Annotated in this window: 25 protein-coding genes and 1 pseudogene; 4 read left to right on the top strand and 22 right to left on the bottom strand. The window is 41.5% G+C overall.

Annotated features, from left to right (window positions below; translation table 11 throughout):
• From CVS91_RS09340 to CVS91_RS09300, 9 genes are all read right to left on the bottom strand, one after another.
• On the bottom strand, window positions 1-1,192 hold a 1,192-nt coding region (locus tag CVS91_RS09340), incomplete at its 3' end, for a cache domain-containing protein (RefSeq protein ID WP_265094397.1).
• A 115-nt stretch (window positions 1,193-1,307) separates the two neighbouring features.
• Window positions 1,308-1,877: a ComF family protein gene (locus tag CVS91_RS09335; RefSeq protein WP_107831744.1), complete on the bottom strand. Its 570-nt coding sequence runs from the start codon at window positions 1,875-1,877 to the stop codon at window positions 1,308-1,310.
• The gene (locus tag CVS91_RS09330) at window positions 1,877-2,437 is read right to left on the bottom strand and encodes a YajG family lipoprotein (RefSeq protein WP_004317503.1); all 561 of its coding nucleotides are present in this window, start codon (window positions 2,435-2,437) and stop codon (window positions 1,877-1,879) included. The genes CVS91_RS09335 and CVS91_RS09330 overlap by 1 nt, the downstream gene beginning before the upstream one ends.
• Before the next feature lie 10 nt (window positions 2,438-2,447).
• Complete coding sequence (locus CVS91_RS09325; protein ID WP_103580764.1) at window positions 2,448-3,170, bottom strand: hypothetical protein; 723 nt, start codon at window positions 3,168-3,170, stop codon at window positions 2,448-2,450.
• On the bottom strand, window positions 3,164-3,394 hold the full coding sequence (locus CVS91_RS09320; RefSeq protein WP_103566346.1) for a 2-hydroxymuconate tautomerase family protein: 231 nt from the start codon (window positions 3,392-3,394) through the stop codon (window positions 3,164-3,166). The genes CVS91_RS09325 and CVS91_RS09320 overlap by 7 nt, the downstream gene beginning before the upstream one ends.
• Window positions 3,395-3,583: 189 nt before the next feature.
• Window positions 3,584-5,374 (bottom strand): translation elongation factor 4, encoded by a 1,791-nt coding sequence (gene lepA / locus CVS91_RS09315; protein ID WP_107831742.1) that lies wholly within the window; start codon window positions 5,372-5,374, stop codon window positions 3,584-3,586.
• 89 nt (window positions 5,375-5,463) lie between these two features.
• Window positions 5,464-5,853 (bottom strand): transporter, encoded by a 390-nt coding sequence (locus tag CVS91_RS09310; RefSeq protein ID WP_107831740.1) that lies wholly within the window; start codon window positions 5,851-5,853, stop codon window positions 5,464-5,466.
• A gap of 26 nt (window positions 5,854-5,879) precedes the next feature.
• On the bottom strand, window positions 5,880-6,800 hold the full coding sequence (locus tag CVS91_RS09305) for a cation diffusion facilitator family transporter (protein WP_107831738.1): 921 nt from the start codon (window positions 6,798-6,800) through the stop codon (window positions 5,880-5,882).
• On the bottom strand, window positions 6,790-7,662 hold the full coding sequence (locus tag CVS91_RS09300) for an ABC transporter six-transmembrane domain-containing protein (protein WP_107831736.1): 873 nt from the start codon (window positions 7,660-7,662) through the stop codon (window positions 6,790-6,792). Before CVS91_RS09300 ends, CVS91_RS09305 begins: the two co-directional genes overlap by 11 nt.
• 152 nt (window positions 7,663-7,814) lie before the next feature.
• Between CVS91_RS09300 and CVS91_RS09295 the strand changes: the two genes are divergently transcribed.
• The 3 genes from CVS91_RS09295 to CVS91_RS09285 all read left to right on the top strand — a co-directional run bounded on the left by CVS91_RS09295 (window position 7,815) and on the right by CVS91_RS09285 (window position 9,429).
• Window positions 7,815-8,189 carry a cupin domain-containing protein gene (locus tag CVS91_RS09295; RefSeq protein ID WP_107831734.1) on the top strand — a complete coding sequence of 125 codons (375 nt, stop codon included), beginning with the start codon at window positions 7,815-7,817 and terminating at the stop codon, window positions 8,187-8,189.
• Between the two features lie 90 nt (window positions 8,190-8,279).
• Window positions 8,280-8,915, top strand: a complete 636-nt coding sequence (locus tag CVS91_RS09290) for an NAD(P)-dependent oxidoreductase (RefSeq protein ID WP_107831732.1) — start codon at window positions 8,280-8,282, stop codon at window positions 8,913-8,915.
• A gap of 100 nt (window positions 8,916-9,015) precedes the next feature.
• On the top strand, window positions 9,016-9,429 hold the full coding sequence (locus CVS91_RS09285) for an Rrf2 family transcriptional regulator (RefSeq protein WP_103573680.1): 414 nt from the start codon (window positions 9,016-9,018) through the stop codon (window positions 9,427-9,429).
• A gap of 49 nt (window positions 9,430-9,478) precedes the next feature.
• Here CVS91_RS09285 and CVS91_RS10525 read toward each other — a convergent pair.
• Window positions 9,479-9,565: pseudogene (locus CVS91_RS10525) on the bottom strand (hypothetical protein); the annotation flags it as partial.
• 206 nt (window positions 9,566-9,771) lie between these two features.
• Window positions 9,772-10,701, bottom strand: coding sequence for a ribose-phosphate pyrophosphokinase (locus CVS91_RS09280; protein ID WP_021084389.1), 930 nt, complete (start codon window positions 10,699-10,701; stop codon window positions 9,772-9,774).
• Between the two features lie 173 nt (window positions 10,702-10,874).
• Between CVS91_RS09280 and CVS91_RS09275 the strand changes: the two genes are divergently transcribed.
• Window positions 10,875-11,237 carry a DUF488 domain-containing protein gene (locus CVS91_RS09275; protein WP_012140111.1) on the top strand — a complete coding sequence of 121 codons (363 nt, stop codon included), beginning with the start codon at window positions 10,875-10,877 and terminating at the stop codon, window positions 11,235-11,237.
• Here the strand turns inward: CVS91_RS09275 and mnmA are convergent.
• The 11 genes from mnmA to aroQ are packed head-to-tail and all read right to left on the bottom strand — an operon-like array spanning window position 11,224 to window position 20,065.
• The gene (gene mnmA, locus CVS91_RS09270) at window positions 11,224-12,276 is read right to left on the bottom strand and encodes a tRNA 2-thiouridine(34) synthase MnmA (protein ID WP_265094398.1); all 1,053 of its coding nucleotides are present in this window, start codon (window positions 12,274-12,276) and stop codon (window positions 11,224-11,226) included. The two genes, CVS91_RS09275 and mnmA, sit on opposite strands and share 14 nt — an antisense overlap.
• A 16-nt stretch (window positions 12,277-12,292) precedes the next feature.
• Window positions 12,293-12,883 carry a TIGR00730 family Rossman fold protein gene (locus CVS91_RS09265; protein ID WP_107831728.1) on the bottom strand — a complete coding sequence of 197 codons (591 nt, stop codon included), beginning with the start codon at window positions 12,881-12,883 and terminating at the stop codon, window positions 12,293-12,295.
• Window positions 12,883-13,737 carry a flagellar motor switch protein FliY gene (gene fliY / locus CVS91_RS09260; RefSeq protein ID WP_107831726.1) on the bottom strand — a complete coding sequence of 285 codons (855 nt, stop codon included), beginning with the start codon at window positions 13,735-13,737 and terminating at the stop codon, window positions 12,883-12,885. The genes CVS91_RS09265 and fliY overlap by 1 nt, the downstream gene beginning before the upstream one ends.
• A complete protein-coding gene (fliM, locus tag CVS91_RS09255; RefSeq protein ID WP_012140115.1) occupies window positions 13,727-14,830 on the bottom strand; it encodes a flagellar motor switch protein FliM in 1,104 nt (367 codons plus the stop codon). Before fliM ends, fliY begins: the two co-directional genes overlap by 11 nt.
• On the bottom strand, window positions 14,830-15,534 hold the full coding sequence (locus CVS91_RS09250) for an RNA polymerase sigma factor FliA (protein WP_004317527.1): 705 nt from the start codon (window positions 15,532-15,534) through the stop codon (window positions 14,830-14,832). Before CVS91_RS09250 ends, fliM begins: the two co-directional genes overlap by 1 nt.
• Window positions 15,506-15,850 carry a hypothetical protein gene (locus CVS91_RS09245; RefSeq protein ID WP_107831724.1) on the bottom strand — a complete coding sequence of 115 codons (345 nt, stop codon included), beginning with the start codon at window positions 15,848-15,850 and terminating at the stop codon, window positions 15,506-15,508. The genes CVS91_RS09250 and CVS91_RS09245 overlap by 29 nt, the downstream gene beginning before the upstream one ends.
• Before the next feature lie 13 nt (window positions 15,851-15,863).
• Window positions 15,864-16,730 carry a P-loop NTPase gene (locus tag CVS91_RS09240; RefSeq protein WP_004317632.1) on the bottom strand — a complete coding sequence of 289 codons (867 nt, stop codon included), beginning with the start codon at window positions 16,728-16,730 and terminating at the stop codon, window positions 15,864-15,866.
• Window positions 16,723-18,081, bottom strand: a complete 1,359-nt coding sequence (gene flhF, locus CVS91_RS09235; protein ID WP_107831722.1) for a flagellar biosynthesis protein FlhF — start codon at window positions 18,079-18,081, stop codon at window positions 16,723-16,725. Before flhF ends, CVS91_RS09240 begins: the two co-directional genes overlap by 8 nt.
• A 9-nt stretch (window positions 18,082-18,090) precedes the next feature.
• Complete coding sequence (folK, locus tag CVS91_RS09230) at window positions 18,091-18,567, bottom strand: 2-amino-4-hydroxy-6-hydroxymethyldihydropteridine diphosphokinase (RefSeq protein WP_087583756.1); 477 nt, start codon at window positions 18,565-18,567, stop codon at window positions 18,091-18,093.
• Complete coding sequence (locus tag CVS91_RS09225; RefSeq protein ID WP_107831720.1) at window positions 18,564-19,589, bottom strand: aminopeptidase P family protein; 1,026 nt, start codon at window positions 19,587-19,589, stop codon at window positions 18,564-18,566. The genes folK and CVS91_RS09225 overlap by 4 nt, the downstream gene beginning before the upstream one ends.
• A complete protein-coding gene (gene aroQ, locus CVS91_RS09220; protein WP_004317604.1) occupies window positions 19,586-20,065 on the bottom strand; it encodes a type II 3-dehydroquinate dehydratase in 480 nt (159 codons plus the stop codon). The genes CVS91_RS09225 and aroQ overlap by 4 nt, the downstream gene beginning before the upstream one ends.
• Between the last annotated feature and the right edge of the window lie 32 nt (window positions 20,066-20,097).

The raw sequence follows: 20,097 nt of genomic DNA, 5'->3' as shown, positions 1-20,097 counted from the left end.
GGTTTTCTGTGATCCTAGCTTTTAAATTTCCTTTTTCTATCTCTTTAGCTGTTGATACTGATTGATTAACAGCAGTAGCATCTTGATTAGCAGTGTCTTGTATCTTTTTGATGTTTTCGTTGATGAGCTGTGCCATAACACCGAATTCATCTTTAGTTTTTACTTCTGTGATAACTGGTTCTTTGATCTCGTAGTTTAGGAATTTAAAGAATGATGTTAAAGACTCTGATATATTTGAAAGAGGTTTTAAATATCTACCAACAACAAAGATCAAAAGCGCTATAACAACTATTATAAAGATAATAGAAGATACAAACTGTGAAACAAGAGTGCTATTTAGGCTATTATCATAATCACTTATAGAGTTTGCAGAGCAAACAAGCCAGTTAGCTTTGTCATAAGATTCGCAAGCTAGAAGTCTCTCTGTGCCCCTGAGATTATAAGTAAATGTTTTATCTCCGTTTTTCTTATACTCGTTTGAGTAGTCATCAATGATCTTCATAGCTTCACTAGAGTCTGAGAGCACAAGTTCTTTAATCCTAAAATGAACGATCTTTCTATGCTCTAGATCAAATAGTGCTATCGCGCTACTTGGGGTTGGTTTGATCTTATCAAGCTCAGCATCAAGTTTATCTATACCTATATCTCCACCAAAGACACCAACAACCTTACCGCCAACTACTACCTTTTTAGCGATAGTTAAATTTAAGCCACCAGCCGAGCTAGTGTATGGAGCTGAGAAGATGATACCATCTTTTGCAACAGCGTCTTTATACCAGTTTCTAGTTCTTGCATCATAGTTTTTTTTCTGATCAAAAACCATAAATTTACGCTCATCGCCATCAAGCACAGCGTTATAAGCAGCACCATCTTCTGCATAAGCAAAGTAAAATTCAGAAAATTCAGTCGCTCGCGATCCTGTCATAAGCTCTTTTTTTAAAGCCTCTCTATCATCTAAAATTTCTGGATGCGACTCAAGATATTTGGCGAAATTTTCAACCGTCGCAAGCTTATCTTCAAAAAATGCATTCATATAAAACTGCAAAACTTTTGAAGCTGAAGTCTTAGACCCCTTTGCTAGATCATAAATATTCTCTTTGGTGTTTGTATAACTTACAGTAGAAAATACAGCCAAAGAGACAACTAAGAGCACTACGATAATGAGTGCTATTTTATTTGCCACTTTCTTCATTTGGTAAAACTCCTTGTTTAAATTAACTAAAACTATATCGGTAAAAAATAGTTTTAGTTAATAGCCAATTAATACTATTAAAGCATAAAATTTCAAGCTAAATTTCATATAAAGCTTAGTTTCTAGCATCTGCTAAAACAAGTGCAAAAAGCACATCAACGCCTGTTTTTTGAAGTGTATCTCTAGCTTCTAGTATCGTTGTGCCAGTGGTTACGATATCATCTACCAAAATAACTGGCGCAGTGATCTTTTTTAAAATTTTAAAATTTCTTGGATTGTTTTGTCTAAATTTAAGCTCCTTGCCACTGTAACTAACATTGCTTGTCGCATGCAGGGCGTGAAAAACTGGTTTAAGGTTTTTAGCACGAAGCTCATTTGCCAAAATAGCCGTGTGCGAGTAGCCATGATGCACTCTATCATCTATCGGCAGGGCGTAAATTTGCTCTGGGAAGCTAAAGCTTTTAGCAAATTTCTTAAATGCAAATTTGGCTAAATTTTTATAGATAAAAAGTCCGTGCATTTTGTGCTTTGAATGGATGAGCTCTTTGATCTCAGAGTAGCCATAGAAGCTATAAATTTTAAAGCCCTCCAGCTCTCTTGCCACAGGGCTTGGCTCGCTTAAAATTTGCGAGCAGGTTTTACAAAATGTCTTTAGCGTAAAGCTCTTGCAAAACGCGCAAAACATTAGCTATTTAAGATAGCGATCGCAGAGCGTTTAACAGCGTCATTAATGATGTCTGTTAAGAATGGCTTAAATGCTCCGCCAGTGCGAACTAGCTCAAATTTGGTTTGGTTGTTTGAGATATTTTTGATGATGCTTTGATCGCCTTTTTGGATTTTAAGAGTGATCTTTATCTTGCCTTTTGTGTTGTCGCTGTTATATCCGCTCATATTTGCTTCAAATTCGTTTATGAAAACTTCAACCACGACGCCACCCATGCCATTTACATTTGCACCATGAGCTATGAGCTCTTTTTTAAGAGAATCGCCAAAATAGGTCGCGAGATCGTTTTGAAGCACGACGTATTCATCCACAGTGCCCTTGCCATCTGTTATAGTTGCAATAGTGCTTTTGTTTTTGCGACTATCATGCACTGCACTTATATAGACCTCAAAACCACTGTTTTGTTGATTTGAAACAATAGCCTTATAAGGATCAAACGCAAGCACCGTCTGAGTAGGCGCACAACCGCTCAAAAATAGGACAAAAAGTCCAAAGATAGCTAGAAATTTAAATTTACTCATATTTTTCCTTTCAAAGTTTAGTGATCTCATCGGCCACTTTTATGGCGGCTTGCTTGACTAAAAGCGCGATAAAGAAGTCAAACTGGCCGCTTTTTGACGCCTCAAGCTCCTCCACGTGGTGTCTAGTCGAGATAGGAATTCGTTTTTTGAAATTTATATCTGAAAGCACAAGCTCGCCGTATAGATGTCCGTTTAAGATTTCAGAGCTTCTAGAGTAAGTGCCTCTAAGCTCGTCAAATCTAAAATCAAGCCTATATGTATAAGGCGATGTTTGCGTATCCACGACAACGATGCCACGCGAATTTAGCTCACGTTTTAAAAACATATAAAAGAGCACTTCAAGACGTGGATTTGAGTTAAAGACTACGCCACTACCATCTTCTCTTGTATAGTAAATCGACCTTGCGCTGCTTCTAGCATCCACGATCCTATGAAAATATACCTTCTTTAGCCCAACATTTATGTCGATCATATTTTTTTCTAAGCAGCAGTTTATCGCCACGTCGCTTCTATACTTGACGCCATTTATAAAGACGCCATCGCCCCTGCCCCTGCAAGCGCTGCAGTCAGCTGGGATCCTCATAACCTCTTCAAAATAGGTCTTATCTTCGCTACTTATGCTTGCACTTTGCACGCCGTCTATGCCCTCGCACGATAGACAAAGGCTGGCTTTTGCCACGCAGCCAGTTAAAAAGACGGCTGCAAAAACTGCTAATAATGTCGCTCTTAGCATTTCACTTCCTTTTGCTCTTTTTGTTTTTTGCGGAGATTTTTCACGCTCTCGCCTGCGATGCCGTAGTTGTTCGTATCGATCTCATCGATAATGACAACGGTATTTTGAGCGCTTCTACCTAAAATTTCGCTTATTAGCTTTGTAACTCCGCTTATCATCTTCTCTTTTTGCTCCACACTTGGGCTATCATTCTCTTTTGTCACGCAAATTTTCACAAATGGCATAGCACTCCTTTTTGTAAATTTAGCATTTAAATTTTAATCAAAGACCTATTTGCCAAAATAAGATCCCTGCTGCGGACGTATCGCAAAGTCAGACAAGACGTGGATAAAATTTACGACGGGAGTTACCATGGCAGGTAATGACCGAGTAAATTTTAGACACAACAAAGTATGACAAAGCGAGACAACGCATTAGTCTATTTTTAGGACGGATAAAAACGCCTCCTGCGGCAAATTCACCTTACCTATCGCCTTCATCCGCTTCTTACCCTCTTTTTGCTTTTCTAGCAATTTCCTCTTACGAGTGATGTCGCCGCCGTAGCACTTGGCTGTGACGTTTTTGCCCATTGATTTTACGGTTTCTCGGGCGATTATTTTATTGCCGATGCTCGCTTGTATCGCCACTTCAAAGAGCTGACGAGGCACGATCTCTTTCATCGCCTTTACAAAGTCTCTACCCTTTGTCTGAGCCTTGCTCTCAGGCACGATGATAGAGAGCGCATCGACCGTCTCGCCAGCCACTTTGACATCAAGCTTTACTAGATCGCCCACGCGGTAGTCGCTTGGCTCATAGTCAAAGCTCGCGTAGCCTTTGGTGCTTGACTTTAGCTTGTCATAAAAGTCCATCACGATCTCATTCATCGGTATGTCATACTCGAGTAAAACGCGGTCAGTCGTGATGTAGTCCATCTTTGTTTGTATGCCGCGACGGTTGTTTAAGAGTGTGATAATGTTGCCCAAAAACTCGCTTGGCGTGATGATAGTAGCCTTCACGTATGGCTCAAGGATCGAGTCTATTTTATTTACAGGCGGTAGCTGGCTTGGGTTTTGAATTTTTAAATTTACCCCGTCGGTTTGCAGCACTTCGTAAGTCACGGTCGGCGCTGTAGCGATGAGATCAAGATCAAACTCGCGCTCCAGTCTCTCTTTGACGACCTCCATATGAAGAAGACCTAAAAAGCCAACCCTAAAGCCAAATCCAAGTGCCACCGAGGTCTCTGGCTCGTAGCTAATGGAGCTGTCATTTAGCTTTAGCTTATCCAGCGCGTCACGCAGATCTTCAAATTTATCAGTTTCTATTGGATAAAGTCCCGCAAAAACAAACGGCTTAGCCCTCTCAAAGCCGCCAACTGGCTCTTTTAGAGGATTTTTTGACTGCGTTATCGTATCTCCAACTTGCACGTCGCTAACGTTTTTAAGCCCCAAAACAACGATGCCAACCTCGCCAGCGCTAAGCGTTTTGGTCTTGATAGGAGCGATAGGATTTGGATACATGAGGTCTAGCACGATATGCTTTTTGCCCGTGCCCATGACCAAAATTTCATCATTTTTTGAAATTTCACCATCATAAACACGCACAAGAGCAAGCGCGCCAAGGTAGTTGTCAAACCAGCTATCGTAGATTAGCGCCTTTGTAGGCTTGCTTACGTCGCCATTTGGCGCAGGGATCCTCGTGATGATCGCTTCTAGTAGCTCTTTTATACCAACGCCTGTTTTTGCGCTCACTTCGATCGCTCCTGAGCAGTCAAGTCCGATGATATGCTCGATCTCGTCTTTTACCCTAGCAGGGTCAGCTGCTGGTAGGTCGATCTTGTTGATGACTGGGATGATCTCTAGGTTGTTTTCAAGCGCGATATAGACGTTTGCGATGGTTTGCGCCTCCACGCCCTGGCTAGCATCCACGACTAGCAGCGCACCCTCGCAGCTAGCCAAAGAGCGGCTCACCTCATAGCTAAAATCAACGTGTCCTGGGGTGTCTATCAAATTTAGAACAAAATTTTGCCCATTTAGTGCGTAGTTTAGGCGGACAGACTGGGCTTTGATCGTGATGCCACGCTCTTTTTCGATGTCCATCGTGTCCATGATTTGCGAGCTCATCTCACGGTCGCTTACGGCGCCACACTCCTGAATGAGGCGATCAGCAAGCGTGCTTTTGCCGTGGTCGATGTGAGCGATGATGCTAAAGTTTCTAATGTTTTTCATGAAATCCCTAGTTAAATTTTAGGCGATTTTATAAAAAAAATCGTTAAAGTTGAGTAAAAATGAGTTTGCTAGGCTAGCAAGGCTTAAATTTAAAGCTCAAATTTAGCTCTTAAACTTTTACGCAAAGCGCAGAGCACAACGCAAAGTGAATATAAAAAATAAAGATAAGCAAGAAGCGGCAAAAAAGCAAGAAAAGCTGAAGCATAAACTAAAGCACTAAGCCCGTATGTCGCAGTTGCCAGCGCTGGCACGTGATAAGTCCAAAGCTCTGGTTGTTCGAATGGAGCATCAATGACATTAAAATACAGAGCAAAATTTAACGCCGGCAACAAAATAAATATATAATCCTTTTTCATACAAAATAGAGCGCAGATCAAAGCAACTACGAAATTTACTGCGATAAGATGGGTTATATCAATAAAAACACAAAGCAACCCCATAGCCACGACTACTAGATATTCATTTCTTACGCGAAACATTAAATTTAAGCCTTTTGCGTCAAATTTTAGTGATGATGCCCAAAGTGCTCGTCTTTATGCGCGCTTTTTAGCTCGCAGATGAGATCATCTTTGTGTCCAAGGCTCTCACTCTCAAACTGAAGCGTGACGTGACCGATGCCAATGTGAGAAAGCTCGTGCTCGATGCGCTTTATCATCTTTGAAATTTCAGCCACGCTTAACGCATCATCCACCACCACGTGGGCTATGAGCGCATTTGTGCCGGCATTTATCGCCCAGATATGCAGGTCATGTACGATTTTAACGCCATCTACGCCCTTTATAACGCCTAAAATTTCATCCGTATCAAGCTTAAGCGGCACAGCTTCGATTAGGATATTAAAGCTATCTTTTAGCAAGCTAGTGCCACTTTTTATGATGAGTAGCGAGACAAAGATACTTGCGATGCTATCGGCCTGCGTGAAGTCAAATTTCATCACAAGAAGCGCTGCAACGATGGCACCAACCGAGCCAAGCGTGTCGCCAAGCACGTGCAGATAAGCCCCTTTCATATTTAAATTTTCTTTTGTGTCAGCACTTTTATGCATATAAATAGCCACGACTAAATTTATCACAAGCCCCAAAATACTAACAAAAAGCATCGTATTAGCCTCTATCTCTGGCTCGTTAAAAAGTCTGATGATCGCTTCGACTATGACAAAAACGGCAAGCGCGATAAGAGCGATGGCATTTATGAAAGCAGCGATGATCTCGACCCTTTTGTAGCCAAAGGTCTTTTGTAAATTTGCCCTTTTTTCTGCGATCTTAAAAGCGACCAGCGACAAAAAGAGAGCCGCAGCGTCTGAGAGCATGTGAAATGCGTCGCTAATAAGTGCAAGCGAGTTTGAAACGAAGCCAAAAACGGCCTCAACTATCATAAACGTGAAAATTAGAAAAAATGAATTTCTAAGAACGCTCTTATTGTGCATCATTGTCCTTCTTTTGGGCGTCGATCCTCTTACCTATATCTTTTAAATTTGAAAATTCCTCGATGAGCTTTGGCGAGTCGTCAAGGCTGATGACGAAATTCCATATATAGGTCATCACAGAGTAGATGTGGCCGGCGTTTGTCTGCTGTGAGCTTAGCACCATTATCGCCACCAAAAATAGCAGCGCCGCACTAACGCCGATGATAAAGTAGCTCATCGCTTCCCTATTTGAGATCGCTATACGAAATTTAGAAACGACGTCGTAGTGCCTATTTAACGTGCTTTTGTTAAAAGCACCTATCACCTTTGCCTCTTTTTCTAGGCGGTCATTTAAGCGAAGATAAAGGTCGTCATTTTTCTTGATATATCTTGGTAAAAATATAAGAAAAAAGGTCATCACGGCAAAGCACGCCACAGCGACCTTTGGCTCAACAAAGATGAGCATAAACGCTGAGCCGATGATCGAAATAACCGATGTAAAAAACATAGGAAAATGCGTCTCAAAGAAATTTACAAACTCTCGCGAGAGCGCTACTCTAGCGATGATGGCGGAGTCGTCTTTGGCATTTTGTTTTTCATTCATGATGACATTTACAGCAAGCTTTGCGTAGATATTTGCAAAAACTTGCGTATCCACGCGGCGTCTAACGGCTCCTACAAGCCACGCTATGAGCACAAAAAGTGCGTAAATGAGGGCATTTAACGTATTTCCTTGCATGATTGCGTTGATCGCAAAGCCCGCAAATATCGGGTATGCTAGAAAAAGTCCGTTCTCTGCTAGTACAAAAGCAAAGGTTAAAATGAGCTTTTTGTTATGCTCGGTCGCTATGCTCTTTAGCGTTTTAAAGGCGTTGTTTTGCAAATTTACTCCTAAAAATTCTGCGAATTTTAGCTCAAATTTATAAATTTTGAAAAATTTTTGTTGTAACTCTTGACATTACAACAAAAAATCACTATACTTCGCTCATCGGTTGTAAATAAAAAGATTACAACACAAAAAACAAGGAGAACAAAATGAAAAATTATCAAGTCACAAAGATCGCAAACGAGCCAAGAGTCGAGCTAAAAGAGGCTTTAAATTTAACTGGCTGTGAGGTATCTATAAACGAATTTGCGGCAAATGTGAGCGTGCCATTTGTCCATGCGCACAAGCAAAACGAGGAGCTTTACATCATCACTGATGGCGATGGCGAGCTCTTCATCGATGGCGAAGTGATAAAAGTAGGCAAAGGCGACGCAGTGCGCATAGATCCAGATGGCAAAAGGTGCTTTAAAGCTGGCAAAAACGGTATCAAAATGATCTGCATCCAGACAAAACGCGGTAGTCTAGAGCAATACACCATGACTGACGGCGTGATAGTTGAAGACGTAAAGCCAAGCTGGCTGTAAATTTAGCGAGGCAAGAACACAAAGTGCGAGCGTAAATTTAAAATGCGTATCGACTGTGCGATCAAACAAATCAAATTTAAAGGAGAAACAATGAAGATAGCAATCATAGGTGCAAACGGCAAAAGCGGTGCAAATTTAGTAAATGAGGCGCTAAAACAAGGTTACGACGTCACAGCGATCGTTAGAAACAAAGAGTATAAAAACGAAAGCGTAAAGGTCGTTTATAAAGATATTTTCGAGCTTACAAAGGCTGATTTAACTGGCTTTGACGCAGTTATCAGCGCATTTGCAGCATGGAGCGAAGAAACCTTCCCGCTTCACAAAAAAGTGGCCGCTCACCTAGTAAATTTACTAGAAGGCACTAACACAAGGCTCATCGTAATTGGCGGCGCTGGTACGTTATTTGTTGATAGCAAAGACACTATGCTCATGGACACCCCAGACTTCCCAGCAGCATATATGGGCGTGGCAAAGGCGACGGCGGAGTCATATTTTGAGCTAAAAGGTAGCACAAATGTGCTTTGGACGTATGTAAGTCCAGCAGGCGACTACGACGAAAACGGCGCTCGCACGGGCAAATACGTGCTTGGCGGGGATGATCTCATACTAAACTCAAAAAATGAGAGCTACATAAGCTACGCAGACCTTGCGCTTGCGATCATTGATGAGCTAAAAAATAAGAAATTTATCCAAAAGCGCTTCACTGCAGTTGGCGAGAGAGCGTGAGTTTATAAATTTGACAGCTAGCAAAGGCTCGTAAGTCAAATTTAGCTGGCTGTCTTTGGCAGAAAATTTAAGTATAATCACGAAAAATTTAAGGACGATCATGCAAGTTGGCATTAAATTTTCAACTGCGATACACGCGCTTTTGTGTGCTAAATTTTTTGAAAATGAGAAGGTTACAAGCGAATTTATAGCTGGTAGCATAAACACAAACCCAGTTATCGTTAGGCGCCTACTTGGCACACTAAAGGCTGCAGGACTCGTAAATGTCGCAGCTGGAGTTGGTGGGGTGAGCCTTACAAAAGAGCCAAAAGATATAAATTTGCTTGAAATTTTTAACGCAGTAAACGACAAAGAAAAACTTTTTAAAATTCACTCTGACTCGCCCAAAGCCTGCCCAGTCGGCGGCAGGATAGAAGAGCTTTTGTCTGGGCACTTTTTAAGAGCACAAACTGCCCTAGAAAACGAGCTAAAAAACGTTACTTTGCAAGATTTATTAGACGAGCTTGCAAGATAAATTTAGACTAGAAGCTTAATCCTTTCTAGCCTAAAAATAAATTTACAAACTACTCCTGCATCATGGTCCATTTTTGTGCGATCCTTACGGCATTTGTCGCAGCTCCCACACGGATCTGGTCGGCACTGCATCTTAATTACGACTTATTTAAATTTTAGTAGCTAGCATGTAGAAATTTAGCGGCGAGATTTCATTGTGATTTTTGTTTATTTGACTTTAAATTTAAACTTGTTACAAGTAGGATTTTAAGTCTTTTGGGCTAGAAATTTAACCCAAAAGATAAATATCAATTAGCTAAAACGGATAAATTTAGCAGGCCAGAGCTCTAGCCTGCAATGGTTACTAAAACAAGCTATTTACGCTTTCGTTGTGATAAACACGGCGTATCACTTCGCCAAAGAGTGAAGCTGTGCTTAGCACTTTTATACAAGGGAGTTCTTCTTTTAATGGGATCGTATCAGTCACCACTAGCTCGTCTAAAAAGCCAAGTTTTAGCCTATCATAGGCTGGTCCGCTAAGCACTGGATGCGTGCAAAACGCCATTACGCTAGTTGCGCCACGCTCTTTGAAAATCTCAGCTGCTTTTACGATGGTGCCAGCGGTGTCGATCATATCATCGACCAAGATCACATCTTTGCCTTTTACATCGCCGATCACGTTCATCACTTCGCTCTCGTTTGCTTTCTCGCGGCGTTTATCAACGATGACCATATCTAGCAAATTTAGATTTTTTGCCAAGGCTCTAGCACGAGCTACGCCGCCTACATCTGGGCTTGCGACGACTGGATTTGGTAAATTTTTAGCTTTTACGTAGTCGTTAAAGACAATGCTACCATAAAGGTTATCTACCGGGATGTCAAAAAATCCTTGAATTTGCCCTGCGTGAAGGTCCATAGTAACGACTCTGTCGATGCCTGCTGTTTGCATCATATTTGCCACTAGTTTTGCAGTGATAGGCACTCTAGGAGCTGCTTTTCTGTCTTGTCTAGCGTAGCCAAAATACGGTACGATCGCTGTTATAGAGCTTGCACTGCTGCGTTTTAAAGCGTCAGTTAAGATAAGAAGCTCCATTAAATTTATATTTGCTGGGGCGCATGTTGGCTGGATGACAAAGACATCTTTCCCACGCACGCTTTCGCCGATTTGCACGCTGATCTCACCATCGCTAAATCTTTTAATGCTAGCTTCACTGAGTGGAAGCGACAAATATTGCGAAATTTTCTTCGAAAGCTCGATATTTGCGGTGCCTGAGAAAATTTTATAGCCTCTCATAATATTAACCTTTTTTAGTGATTTTTATGTTGGGATTTTATCAAAATGAGCTTTAAATTTAAATTTATTTACCAACTAATTTTAGCCAAATTTTATACTCCAAAAGGCAAAATTTAAACTAAATTTTTATATCATTTTACATTTGTAAATTTATGAGGACTAAGATAACAAGCATGTTTAAGATATGTAGAATTTACGACTTTATTAAAAGCGACGACGAGAAATTTAAAGGTGTCTTTATCGATAGACTTTATCCTAGAGGCGTGAGAAAAGAGATCTTTTCTAGCTTCATCTGGCTAAAATCAGTCACTCCGTCAAACGAGCTAAGGTCATGGTTTCATGAAGATAAAGAGGCTAGGTTTGATGAGTTTTGCAAAAGATTTAGACAAGAGCTAAATGGCAAAGAGGAGCAAGAGGGACTAAAAGAGCTTAAAAAGCTAGAAAAAGAGTATAAAAACGTGGCGCTTCTGACCGCTGTCAAAGAGCCAGAATTTAGCCACGTTAAGGTGATAAAAGAGGCGCTTAGTTCTTTATAAAGCCACTTGCGATGACGCGCTCACCTTCATACATCACGCAAAGCTGACCTTGCGCCACGCCAAGTGCGTTTTGATTTAGCGTTAGCTTTGCGGTTTTGTTAGCTTTATCAACCTCAGCAAAAGCCTCAAGTTTAGGGCTTCTATATCTTATTTTTGTTTCGCACTCAAATTTATCTTCATCGATAAATAAATTTACGTTTTCAAGCTCGACCACCTTTTGAGCAAGGTCGTCTTTCGTGCCGACAACGATCTCGTTTTTTTTGGCATTTATCTTGATGACAAAGTGTGGCTCATGAGCGCCAAAAACCTCAAAGCCACGGCGTTTGCCGATAGTGTAGTGCATGTAGCCTTGGTGGCGGCCGATGATATTGCCGTCTTTATCAACCACATTGCCTGGTAAATTTGTGTTGTAGTGCTTGTTTAAAACCTCGATGTAGGTATTTTCCACAAAGCAAATTTCACTGCTTTCTGCCTGAGTAGCGAACTCTTCAAGCACTTTTACGCCTCTTGCTAGCTCTTTTATATCTTTTTTAAATTTATCCCCAAGCGGGAAAATGACATCTTTTAGCACCTCTTTTGGCACCTGAGCTAAAAAGTAGCTTTGATCCTTGCTAGGATCTTTGGCGCAGGTTATAAAACCATCAACCACCTGCACGTAGTGCCCAGTAGCAAGCTTCTCGCAGCCATTTACCTTTGCAAAGTCAAGTAGCGCTCCAAGCTTTATAAATTTATTACACAAGGCGCAAGGATTGGGCGTCTTGCCCTCTTTGTAGAGCCTGACAAATGGATCATAAACATATTCGTTAAATTTATCCTGTAGATCGAGTATATGCACCTTGATACCAAGATACTCGCCCACTTTTTTGACTTTTCTGATGTTTTCTTCGTGATATCCTGGCTTTTGATGAAGCATCATGTAGCAGCCTTGCACCTCGTGTCCGGCCTCTTGCAGAAATTTAGCCGTCATCGTGCTATCTACGCCGCCGCTCATTGCAACCATTATTTTCATATTTTTACCTTTTTTAAATTTAAAGGCGATATTTTATATCTTATTTTTAAATAGCCAAAATTTCGCTCACAATAAGCTCTATATCATCGGTGATTTTATATAAGCTTAAATCTTCTTCGTTTATCGTTTTTTGAGGGATCAGCGTCTTTCGTATAAACTCATCAAGCCCTTGCCAAAACTCACATCCATAAAGAAAAATTTTCACTTTTTTGCTGCCAACATGAACTAACACCAAAATTTCAAATAGCTCATCAAGCGTGCCAAAGCCACCAGGGAAGACGACAAATGCGATAGAGCTGTCAGTTAGGGCAAATTTTCTTGGGCTTAAATTTGAAAAGAGATATTTTGCGGTGACGTATGGATTTGTTTGTTGTTCAAACGGCAGTCTCACGTTTAGTGCGACGCTAGGGGACTTTGCGCTATCAAATGCACCCTTATTTGCCGCTCTCATTATGCCGTCCCCACCGCCAGTCAAGATAGCAAAACCTAGCTCATTTAGCTTGTAAGCTAGCTCGTATGCCTTTTTGCAGTAGAAATTTTCTTCATCAAATCTAGCCGAGCCAAAGAAGGTTACATTTTTGTTTTTATACTTTAAAACGCTTGGAAATTTTAAGAGATCATTTACTAGTTCATTCATTATTTTAACTGCTGAAGCCTCTCACGTTTTGAGCCTATCTGAGTGATCTGGATGCCAAAGTTGCCGTCTATTATGACAACTTCGCCAAGAGCTATCACCTTATCTCCTATCAAAATTTCAAGCGGGTCGTTTGCGAGTTGATTTAGCTCGATGACTGAGCCTATATCCATAGTGAGCACATCTTTTAAGAGCATCCTTTTTGAGCCGATACGAACGCGCATTGGTAGCCTTACGTCCATAATAAGACCGATGTTTCTCATCTCTTCTGCGCTAAATTCGCCCTTTAGTGTATGAGGAGCAGCTGTGGCTTTTGCAGCATCTGCTGGCTCGCTTTTAGCAGGCTCAAAAAATCTCATAAGCGTATGATCGCAGACAAAAGCCACATGCTCATTTAGATCCTCGATCTTTATGTTAAACAAAAAAAGCTTTTCAAAAACGCTAAAATCAAGCGATGAGTTTTCATCTAAGAAATTTACATTTATCACCTCAAAGCTGATCTTTGGCATGCCTTTTTGCGCTCCAAGAGAGGTGCTAAATGCGCTAAAAAGGTTTGAAAATATCTCTTTTGCAGCGTCAAGCTCGTCGCTACCGAGGTTTTCATTATGTGAGATCTCCTCTTCGCCCATCATCCACTCGCTAACCGCGCTTATGAGCACCGGCGTGCAGGCGATCTCAGCTTTTGCATTGATGTCACCACTTAATGTCACGCTAGCCATGACAACTGGCGGTTTTATGCCATTTTGAGCTGGTGCGTCAAATTCGTTTCTCTCGCCGATCTCTGGCGCTCTGCCAGTTAGCCCTTCGATGGTCGCTTTTAGTTCATTTGAAAAGATGTTAAAAAATTCATTCGTCATTATCTTCGCTCTCTTCTTCGTTGTTGTGTTCGTTGGCCTCGTCGTATGCCATTAGTTTTGCTTTTCGCTCTTCTTCGTATTTTTCTAGGATGTGTTTGATCTCGTCTTTGTCAGAGCGGATTAGCTGCTCGATCTTGATAGACTTTCTAAATCTATGAAGCCCAACTTCAGCCAAAAATACCTCTTTTTTATCGATACAAACGATAGCTTTGTCGTCAGCGCCTCTATCAAGCCTTAAGATATCGCCCTCTTTTAAATTTAAAAACTCATTTACGCTAACTATTGATTTACCAAGGATCGCTTCATAAAGCACCTCAGCACGGCCTATTAGCGTTTTTAGCTCTTTGTTTCTACTCTTTTTAGCGCTAGTTTCGCCAAGCATGATGTCCCTGTTTGCTAGGCGCGATAGGATCGGCTCTAGGTAGATGACTGGATAGCATAAATTTATCATACCGCTTGAGCCACCAACGATGATCTCCATGACGACCATGATGACGATCTCGTTTTGAGATACGATCTGCACGACGTTTGGACTGCTCTCTTTTGCCTCGACATTTGGATACATATCAGTTATCATCGACCAGCTCTCTTTTAGGCGCTGCATGATCATCCTAAGCACCGCATCGAGTAAATTTACCTCGATGTCAGTTAGCTCTCTGTTTGCCTCGAAATTTTCACCAGTTCCGCCAAGTAAGCGGTCTATCATAGGAAATGCTATGCTTGGGTTTATCTCTAAGATGCAGTTTCCATCAAGTGGCTTGATAGAAAAGACGTTAAAGCTAGTTGGGCTTGGCAAACTCATCAAAAACTCGCCGTATGTCATCTGATCGACGCTGTGAAGTCTAAGCTCGACGATACTTCTCATAACGCTTGAAATTTGACTAGCTAAATTTCTAGCAAGCTTGTCGTGGATGCCTTTTATCGCGCGGAGTTGCTCTTTACTGACGCGGTTTGGACGCTTGAAGTCATAGATAATGATCTGTTTTTGCTCGCCTTGTGGGCTCTCTTCTATCTCGATATTGCTCGTATCGCCGTCTTCATCGACGACTTCAAGTAGCGCATCTATCTCTTCTTGACTTAAAATATCAGCCATTAAACCCCCAAGCTGCGTCTGATGCGATCAAGCAAACGTTTATGAATTTGTGAAATTCTACTCTCGCTGATGTTCATTATCTCGCTGATCTCTTTTAAATTTAGCTCTTCGTAGTAGTAAAGCTGAACTATCATCTGATCGCGTTCATCAAAGTCTTTTAGCGCACTTTCGATCTTTAAGATAAGATCCTCTTTTTCTACGCTTTTTTCAACATCGCTTTGACCGATTAACTCCATTTGTTCATCGATCGGCAAGATGGTGATGATGCCGCTAACGCCCCTTGCCTCTCTTATCTTTTCGATATCTTCATTTAGTTTTTCAGCCAGATACTCGTCGCTTGGCTCTTCTTCGTGCGTGTTAAAGTAGTTATCTATCTCGGTATTTATGCTCTTTACTAGCTTTCTGTCGCTTCTACTAACGACATCAAGCGCTCTTAGGTAGTCAAGCATCGAGCCATAAATTCTCTTTTTGCCATATCCCCAAAATGAGTCGTTTTGCTCTTTGTCATACTTCCTGCTAAGCTTTATCATCTCTTCAACACCAACGCTTATAAGGTCGTTTACGTCGATACTTGAAGGCAAGCGCTCCTTTAGCCTAAACGCCATCGCGCGCAGAGCTGGCATGTATTTTAAGACGATCTCGTCTTGCTCTTTTTTAATGGTGCTTTTATAAGCGTTAAGCTGCTTTTGCTTTAGTTCGTACATTTTGCTTACCAGAGTCTAAATTTTCGGTGGTTACTTTTAGCATGATATTTTCAATCCGTTTTTCCCTAACGTTTAGCTCAGAGATGAGATAGTCTGCGATCTCCTCATGTCTTTGCTTGTCAAAAAATTTCTTCAAAGTCCTTTTTACATCGACATAGTTCATTATCACGATGTGAATTATAAGGTAGAAAAATAAAGTAATAACTAGCGTATAAACGAGCATTTCGATAGGCTCACTTACCTTTAGCAAGGTAAAAACTATGCCTATGAAAAATCCACAAACCGTAAAAAATGCTATAAAATTTTCTGCACGCAAAGCTCAATCTCCATTAAAATTGTTCTATCAAACGCTTAAAGAAGCCCCCAAAGCTCCTGCTTTGCTCATCTTTAAGCACTTTTCGTTCCAACCTATAAAGCAAATTCGAAGCTATCTGCTTGATCTGCACGCTAGCAGAGCCGTAAGCTTCGTCATCTGTAAAGAGTGTCCTTTGCTTTATGCTCCTTGCCACGCTCTTATCAGAAGCTACGTAGCCAATTAGCTCTAAATTTAAATTTGGCCCGATATTTGCGTTTGCCACTCGCTTTACATTTTCATAAATTCTAGTGGCCTCAGCCTCGTTTTTTACCATATTTAAAAGTAAAAGCTCGTTATTTTTAAATCTTGAAACGATCTTTATGACCGCGTATGCGTCAGTTATCGCCGCAGGGTCAGGCACAGTCACCACGACAACCTCGTCAGCCGCCTCTAAAAAGAGCTGTGTACTACCGCCTATGCCAGCACCGGTATCAATGATCAAAAAGTCAAGCTGATCAAGCTCGCTAGCCTCATCTAAAAATCTCTCAAATAAAAATTGATTGTTAAATTTTAAAATTTCATCGCCGCTCTCGCCAGGGATGAGGATGAGATTTTTATTTATAGGTATCAAGATATCTTTTAAGCTGCACTCGCCCTTTAGCACGTGAAGCAGGTTTTTGCCCATTTTGACGTTTAAGATCACATCAAGGTTTGCAAGTCCGATATCAGCGTCAAATAGCCCTACTTTATAGCCATTTTGCGACAAGACATTTGCCAAATTTGCACTTATCGTGCTCTTGCCAACGCCGCCTTTGCCGCTTGTGATAGCTATAAAATGCGTATTTTTAGCCTTATTTTGAGACTGGACTAAATTTTGTAGTTTTTGCGCTTGGTTATTCATCGCTAGCCTTTTGCTTTGTAAAGCCGTCAAACACGCACTCTACTAAAAATTCGCTCTTTGCCTCCACAAGATCATCAGGCACCTCTTGACCCACGCTAAAGTAGCTAACTGGCGTGTTTGTCTCATATATCAGCGAAAAGACGTTGCCAAAAATTTTAGTCTCGTCAAATTTGGTGATTATTAAAGTGTCGATCTCTAAAAATGAAAATCCATTATAAATTTCTATCAGATCCTCGACCTTTGAGCCAGCCGAAAGGACTAAATTTACATCGATCTTTGCGCCGCTATGCTTTAAAAATTTATCAAGTCTTTCAAGCTTTTCTTTGTCATACTGCGAATTTCCAGTGGTGTCGATTAGTATCACGTCGCAGTAGCTAAGCTGCTTTATGGCATTTTGAAAGTCCTCGACCTCTATGACGTCAAGGATCGGTAGTTTCATCATCTTAGCGTACTGAAATAGCTGCTCAACCGCTCCGATACGGTACGTATCAAGCGTGATGATGCCCGTTTTATAGCGCTTTTCGTTGCCGTATGCAAAACGAGCCGCAAGCTTTGCAAGAGTCGTCGTCTTGCCAACTCCAGTTGGGCCAACTAGCATCATTATGCGCTGTTTTTTATCATTTAGCTCTTTTCTGCAAGGCAGCATATTTCTCAAAAGCGAGTAGAAGTACCTTTTTACCGCAGTTGGGTTACTTTTCATAGAAACAGGCAAATTTTCAAGCGTCGTTTGCATGATCGCCTCTAAATGCTCCTCTTTCATGCCACTTTGTTTTGCGAGCTTGTAGATGCTAGCAAACTCTGGCGGGATCGAGAGATTGTTGCGATTTGGGGCCTTTTCGTCCCAGATCATATCAGTTATAAGCCCTATTTTCTCGCTTAGTACGCTTACTTGCTTTGCTACATCGTCTATTTTTTTATTCATGCCATTTGTGTTTGGCTCTTTTATCTCGTTCATATCGACATTTGCGATCGCGCTTATCTCTTTTGCGACGTCTGAAATGTTTAAAAGCACGCTCTCATTTGGATCGTAAGGCTCAGGCGACGTCGTCTTTGCCTCAAATTTAGCAGGCTCCTCTTTTATCTCAAATTTTGGCTTTGGAGGCTCGTAGTTTTTGCTAAATTTAGAGTAGGCATTTTCATAGTTTATGGCTTTTGTATTTGGCTTTGGCGGCTGCTTTACCTCGTCCTCTTCGACGCTTACTAAAATTTCATAAAGCGGCTTTTTGTTTATCGTTTTGGCTTGAATTTGCTTTGTGGTAACGAGTATGGCCTTCTCGCCGCACGCTTCTTGAGCCTTCTTCAAAGCCTCGATGGTGCTCTCACCTGTAAAAGTATGAAATTTTGTAGCCATTTATATCCTTTAACCTCTCATAAGCCCTAGTGGCACGATCACGCTAAGCCTCTTGCTAGCCCCTGGGTGCGGGACGATAAGGCGCGGCGTCTTATAGACTTTTTTACTAAAATACAAAATATCCAGATCAAGCGTGCGTGGCGCATTTTTAAACGTCCTCACGCGCTTAAATTTACTCTCATAGTGCCCTAAAATTTTTAGCAAATTTCTAGGGCTCACAGATGTTTGTAAATTTATAACAGCGTTACTAAAATCATCCTGCGCTTCGTAGCCAAATGCCGCATTTATAAGGATCGGCGAGACTTCAACCACGTGAAAACGCCTATCTTCACTAATCGCTCTTATAAATTTATCAAACCTCTTTGCGCTATCACCGATGTTGCCACCCATGCCAACTAGCGCCTCATACTTAAACTCATCTCTTTTTTGAAAAAAACTAGGGCAAAAACGGCTTTTTACGATCTTTCTTGCTCCAGCTAGCCTCATAAAATCTCGCACCCACCTTCTCTTGCGACCACCACATCCTCGATGCGCACGCCAAATTCATTTTCTAGATAAATTCCAGGCTCCACGCTAAAGACCATGCCCTCTTTTATGAGCGTATCGCTTCTTGCTGAGATGACTGGAAGCTCGTGTATATCGACACCTACGCCGTGTCCTGTCGAGTGAAAAAAGGCCTTTTCATATCCAGCTTTTGCTATGACGCTTCTTGCCGCAAGGTCTATCTCGCACGCCCTCACGCCAGCTCTTGCGACCTCTATCGCAGCAGCCTGAGCCTCTTTTACGATCTCGTAAATTTCTTGCATCTTGGCGTTTTTAAATTTCTGCTCCTTTGAGAAGTTAAAATTTTCATCAAAGCAAGCAGTTCTGGTGCGGTCAGAGCAGTAACGCTTAAATTTAACCCCAGCGTCAAGTAGCAGCAAATCGCCCCTTTTTAAAATTTTATCCCCAGGTAGCGCATGCGCCTTTGCGGCATTTTCATTTATCGCCACGATCGGATCAAAGCTAAGACCTAGCTCGTTTTTTTGCCTAAAGATGAGCGAGGCGTTAAAATGAAGCTCTTTTTCGCTCATTCCTTCGCCATTTTCACGCACAAATTTAGCAAATTCATCAAAGCATTTTGCTCCAAATTCGCTAGCCTTTTTTAAAATTTTTATCTCATCTTCGCTCTTGCAAATTCTCTTTAGTCTAGAGAAATTTGCCTTTGGCTTGAAATTTATCCTAAAGCCCTTGCTAAGCGCGTTAAATTCGCTTAAGCTTAGCTCATCAGGGTTAAAAACGAGGCTGCTTGGCTTCGTCTTTCTTAAAAATGCCCTAACCTCGTTTATTAAATTTCTCTGCGCTAAAAGAACGACCACGCCTGCACTTACGCAGCTTTTTGCCTCGAAATAATACCTCGCGTCCGTGAAAAAGTATTTCACGCCATCAACGCATAGCAAAAACTCATTGTCGCAGCTGTAGCCGCACTCGTAAAATACGGCGTTTTCGTCCTTTAAGATGAAATTCATTGTGCTTTTTGATTTGCTCTTACTGCTTTGATTTGCTCAAAAATTTGAAGCATGCCTATCATCGCTAAATGATAGCCAACTGGTCCAAAGCCCACGATCTGGCCTGCTGCAACTGGTGCGATGAGGCTTTTGTGGCGGAACTCTTCTCTTCTATAAACGTTGCTGATATGCACCTCGATAACTGGCAGCGCAACCGCACTTAGCGCGTCACGGATAGCGATAGAGGTGTGAGTGTAAGCGGCTGGATTTATGATGATGCCGTCAGCATCGCCCAAGCACTCTTGGATCTTATCGACTAGCTCGCCCTCAAGGTTGCTTTGAAAAAACTCGATCTCAACGTCATTTTGATCGGCAACGATCTTCATTTGAGAGTGGATATCCTCCATCTTCATAACGCCGTAAATTCCTGGCTCTCTAGCGCCAAGCATGTTGATATTTGGGCCTTGGATAACCATTATTTTTAGCTTCTTATCCATGTCACTCCTTTTTGATTAAATAGCCCAAATTA

Origin of the sequence: Campylobacter concisus (assembly GCF_003048985.1) — a bacterium.
GTDB lineage: Bacteria > Campylobacterota > Campylobacteria > Campylobacterales > Campylobacteraceae > Campylobacter_A > Campylobacter_A concisus_AY.
Note: the sequence above shows the minus strand (reverse complement) of the source record. Positions and strands in the feature narration are given on the sequence as shown.

Excerpts from the sequence above, each read along its gene's own strand:
- CVS91_RS09335 (WP_107831744.1), bottom strand. The coding sequence starts at position 1,877 with ATGTTTTGCGCGTTTTGCAAGAGCTTTACGCTAAAGACATTTTGTAAA.
- CVS91_RS09330 (WP_004317503.1), bottom strand. The coding sequence starts at position 2,437 with ATGAGTAAATTTAAATTTCTAGCTATCTTTGGACTTTTTGTCCTATTT.
- CVS91_RS09325 (WP_103580764.1), bottom strand. The coding sequence starts at position 3,170 with ATGCTAAGAGCGACATTATTAGCAGTTTTTGCAGCCGTCTTTTTAACT.
- CVS91_RS09320 (WP_103566346.1), bottom strand. The coding sequence starts at position 3,394 with ATGCCATTTGTGAAAATTTGCGTGACAAAAGAGAATGATAGCCCAAGT.
- lepA (WP_107831742.1), bottom strand. The coding sequence starts at position 5,374 with ATGAAAAACATTAGAAACTTTAGCATCATCGCTCACATCGACCACGGC.
- CVS91_RS09310 (WP_107831740.1), bottom strand. The coding sequence starts at position 5,853 with ATGTTTCGCGTAAGAAATGAATATCTAGTAGTCGTGGCTATGGGGTTG.
- CVS91_RS09305 (WP_107831738.1), bottom strand. The coding sequence starts at position 6,800 with ATGCACAATAAGAGCGTTCTTAGAAATTCATTTTTTCTAATTTTCACG.
- CVS91_RS09295 (WP_107831734.1), top strand. The coding sequence starts at position 7,815 with ATGAAAAATTATCAAGTCACAAAGATCGCAAACGAGCCAAGAGTCGAG.
- CVS91_RS09290 (WP_107831732.1), top strand. The coding sequence starts at position 8,280 with ATGAAGATAGCAATCATAGGTGCAAACGGCAAAAGCGGTGCAAATTTA.
- CVS91_RS09285 (WP_103573680.1), top strand. The coding sequence starts at position 9,016 with ATGCAAGTTGGCATTAAATTTTCAACTGCGATACACGCGCTTTTGTGT.
- CVS91_RS09280 (WP_021084389.1), bottom strand. The coding sequence starts at position 10,701 with ATGAGAGGCTATAAAATTTTCTCAGGCACCGCAAATATCGAGCTTTCG.
- CVS91_RS09275 (WP_012140111.1), top strand. The coding sequence starts at position 10,875 with ATGTTTAAGATATGTAGAATTTACGACTTTATTAAAAGCGACGACGAG.
- CVS91_RS09265 (WP_107831728.1), bottom strand. The coding sequence starts at position 12,883 with ATGAATGAACTAGTAAATGATCTCTTAAAATTTCCAAGCGTTTTAAAG.
- fliY (WP_107831726.1), bottom strand. The coding sequence starts at position 13,737 with ATGACGAATGAATTTTTTAACATCTTTTCAAATGAACTAAAAGCGACC.
- fliM (WP_012140115.1), bottom strand. The coding sequence starts at position 14,830 with ATGGCTGATATTTTAAGTCAAGAAGAGATAGATGCGCTACTTGAAGTC.
- CVS91_RS09250 (WP_004317527.1), bottom strand. The coding sequence starts at position 15,534 with ATGTACGAACTAAAGCAAAAGCAGCTTAACGCTTATAAAAGCACCATT.
- CVS91_RS09240 (WP_004317632.1), bottom strand. The coding sequence starts at position 16,730 with ATGAATAACCAAGCGCAAAAACTACAAAATTTAGTCCAGTCTCAAAAT.
- flhF (WP_107831722.1), bottom strand. The coding sequence starts at position 18,081 with ATGGCTACAAAATTTCATACTTTTACAGGTGAGAGCACCATCGAGGCT.
- folK (WP_087583756.1), bottom strand. The coding sequence starts at position 18,567 with ATGAGGCTAGCTGGAGCAAGAAAGATCGTAAAAAGCCGTTTTTGCCCT.
- CVS91_RS09225 (WP_107831720.1), bottom strand. The coding sequence starts at position 19,589 with ATGAATTTCATCTTAAAGGACGAAAACGCCGTATTTTACGAGTGCGGC.
- aroQ (WP_004317604.1), bottom strand. The coding sequence starts at position 20,065 with ATGGATAAGAAGCTAAAAATAATGGTTATCCAAGGCCCAAATATCAAC.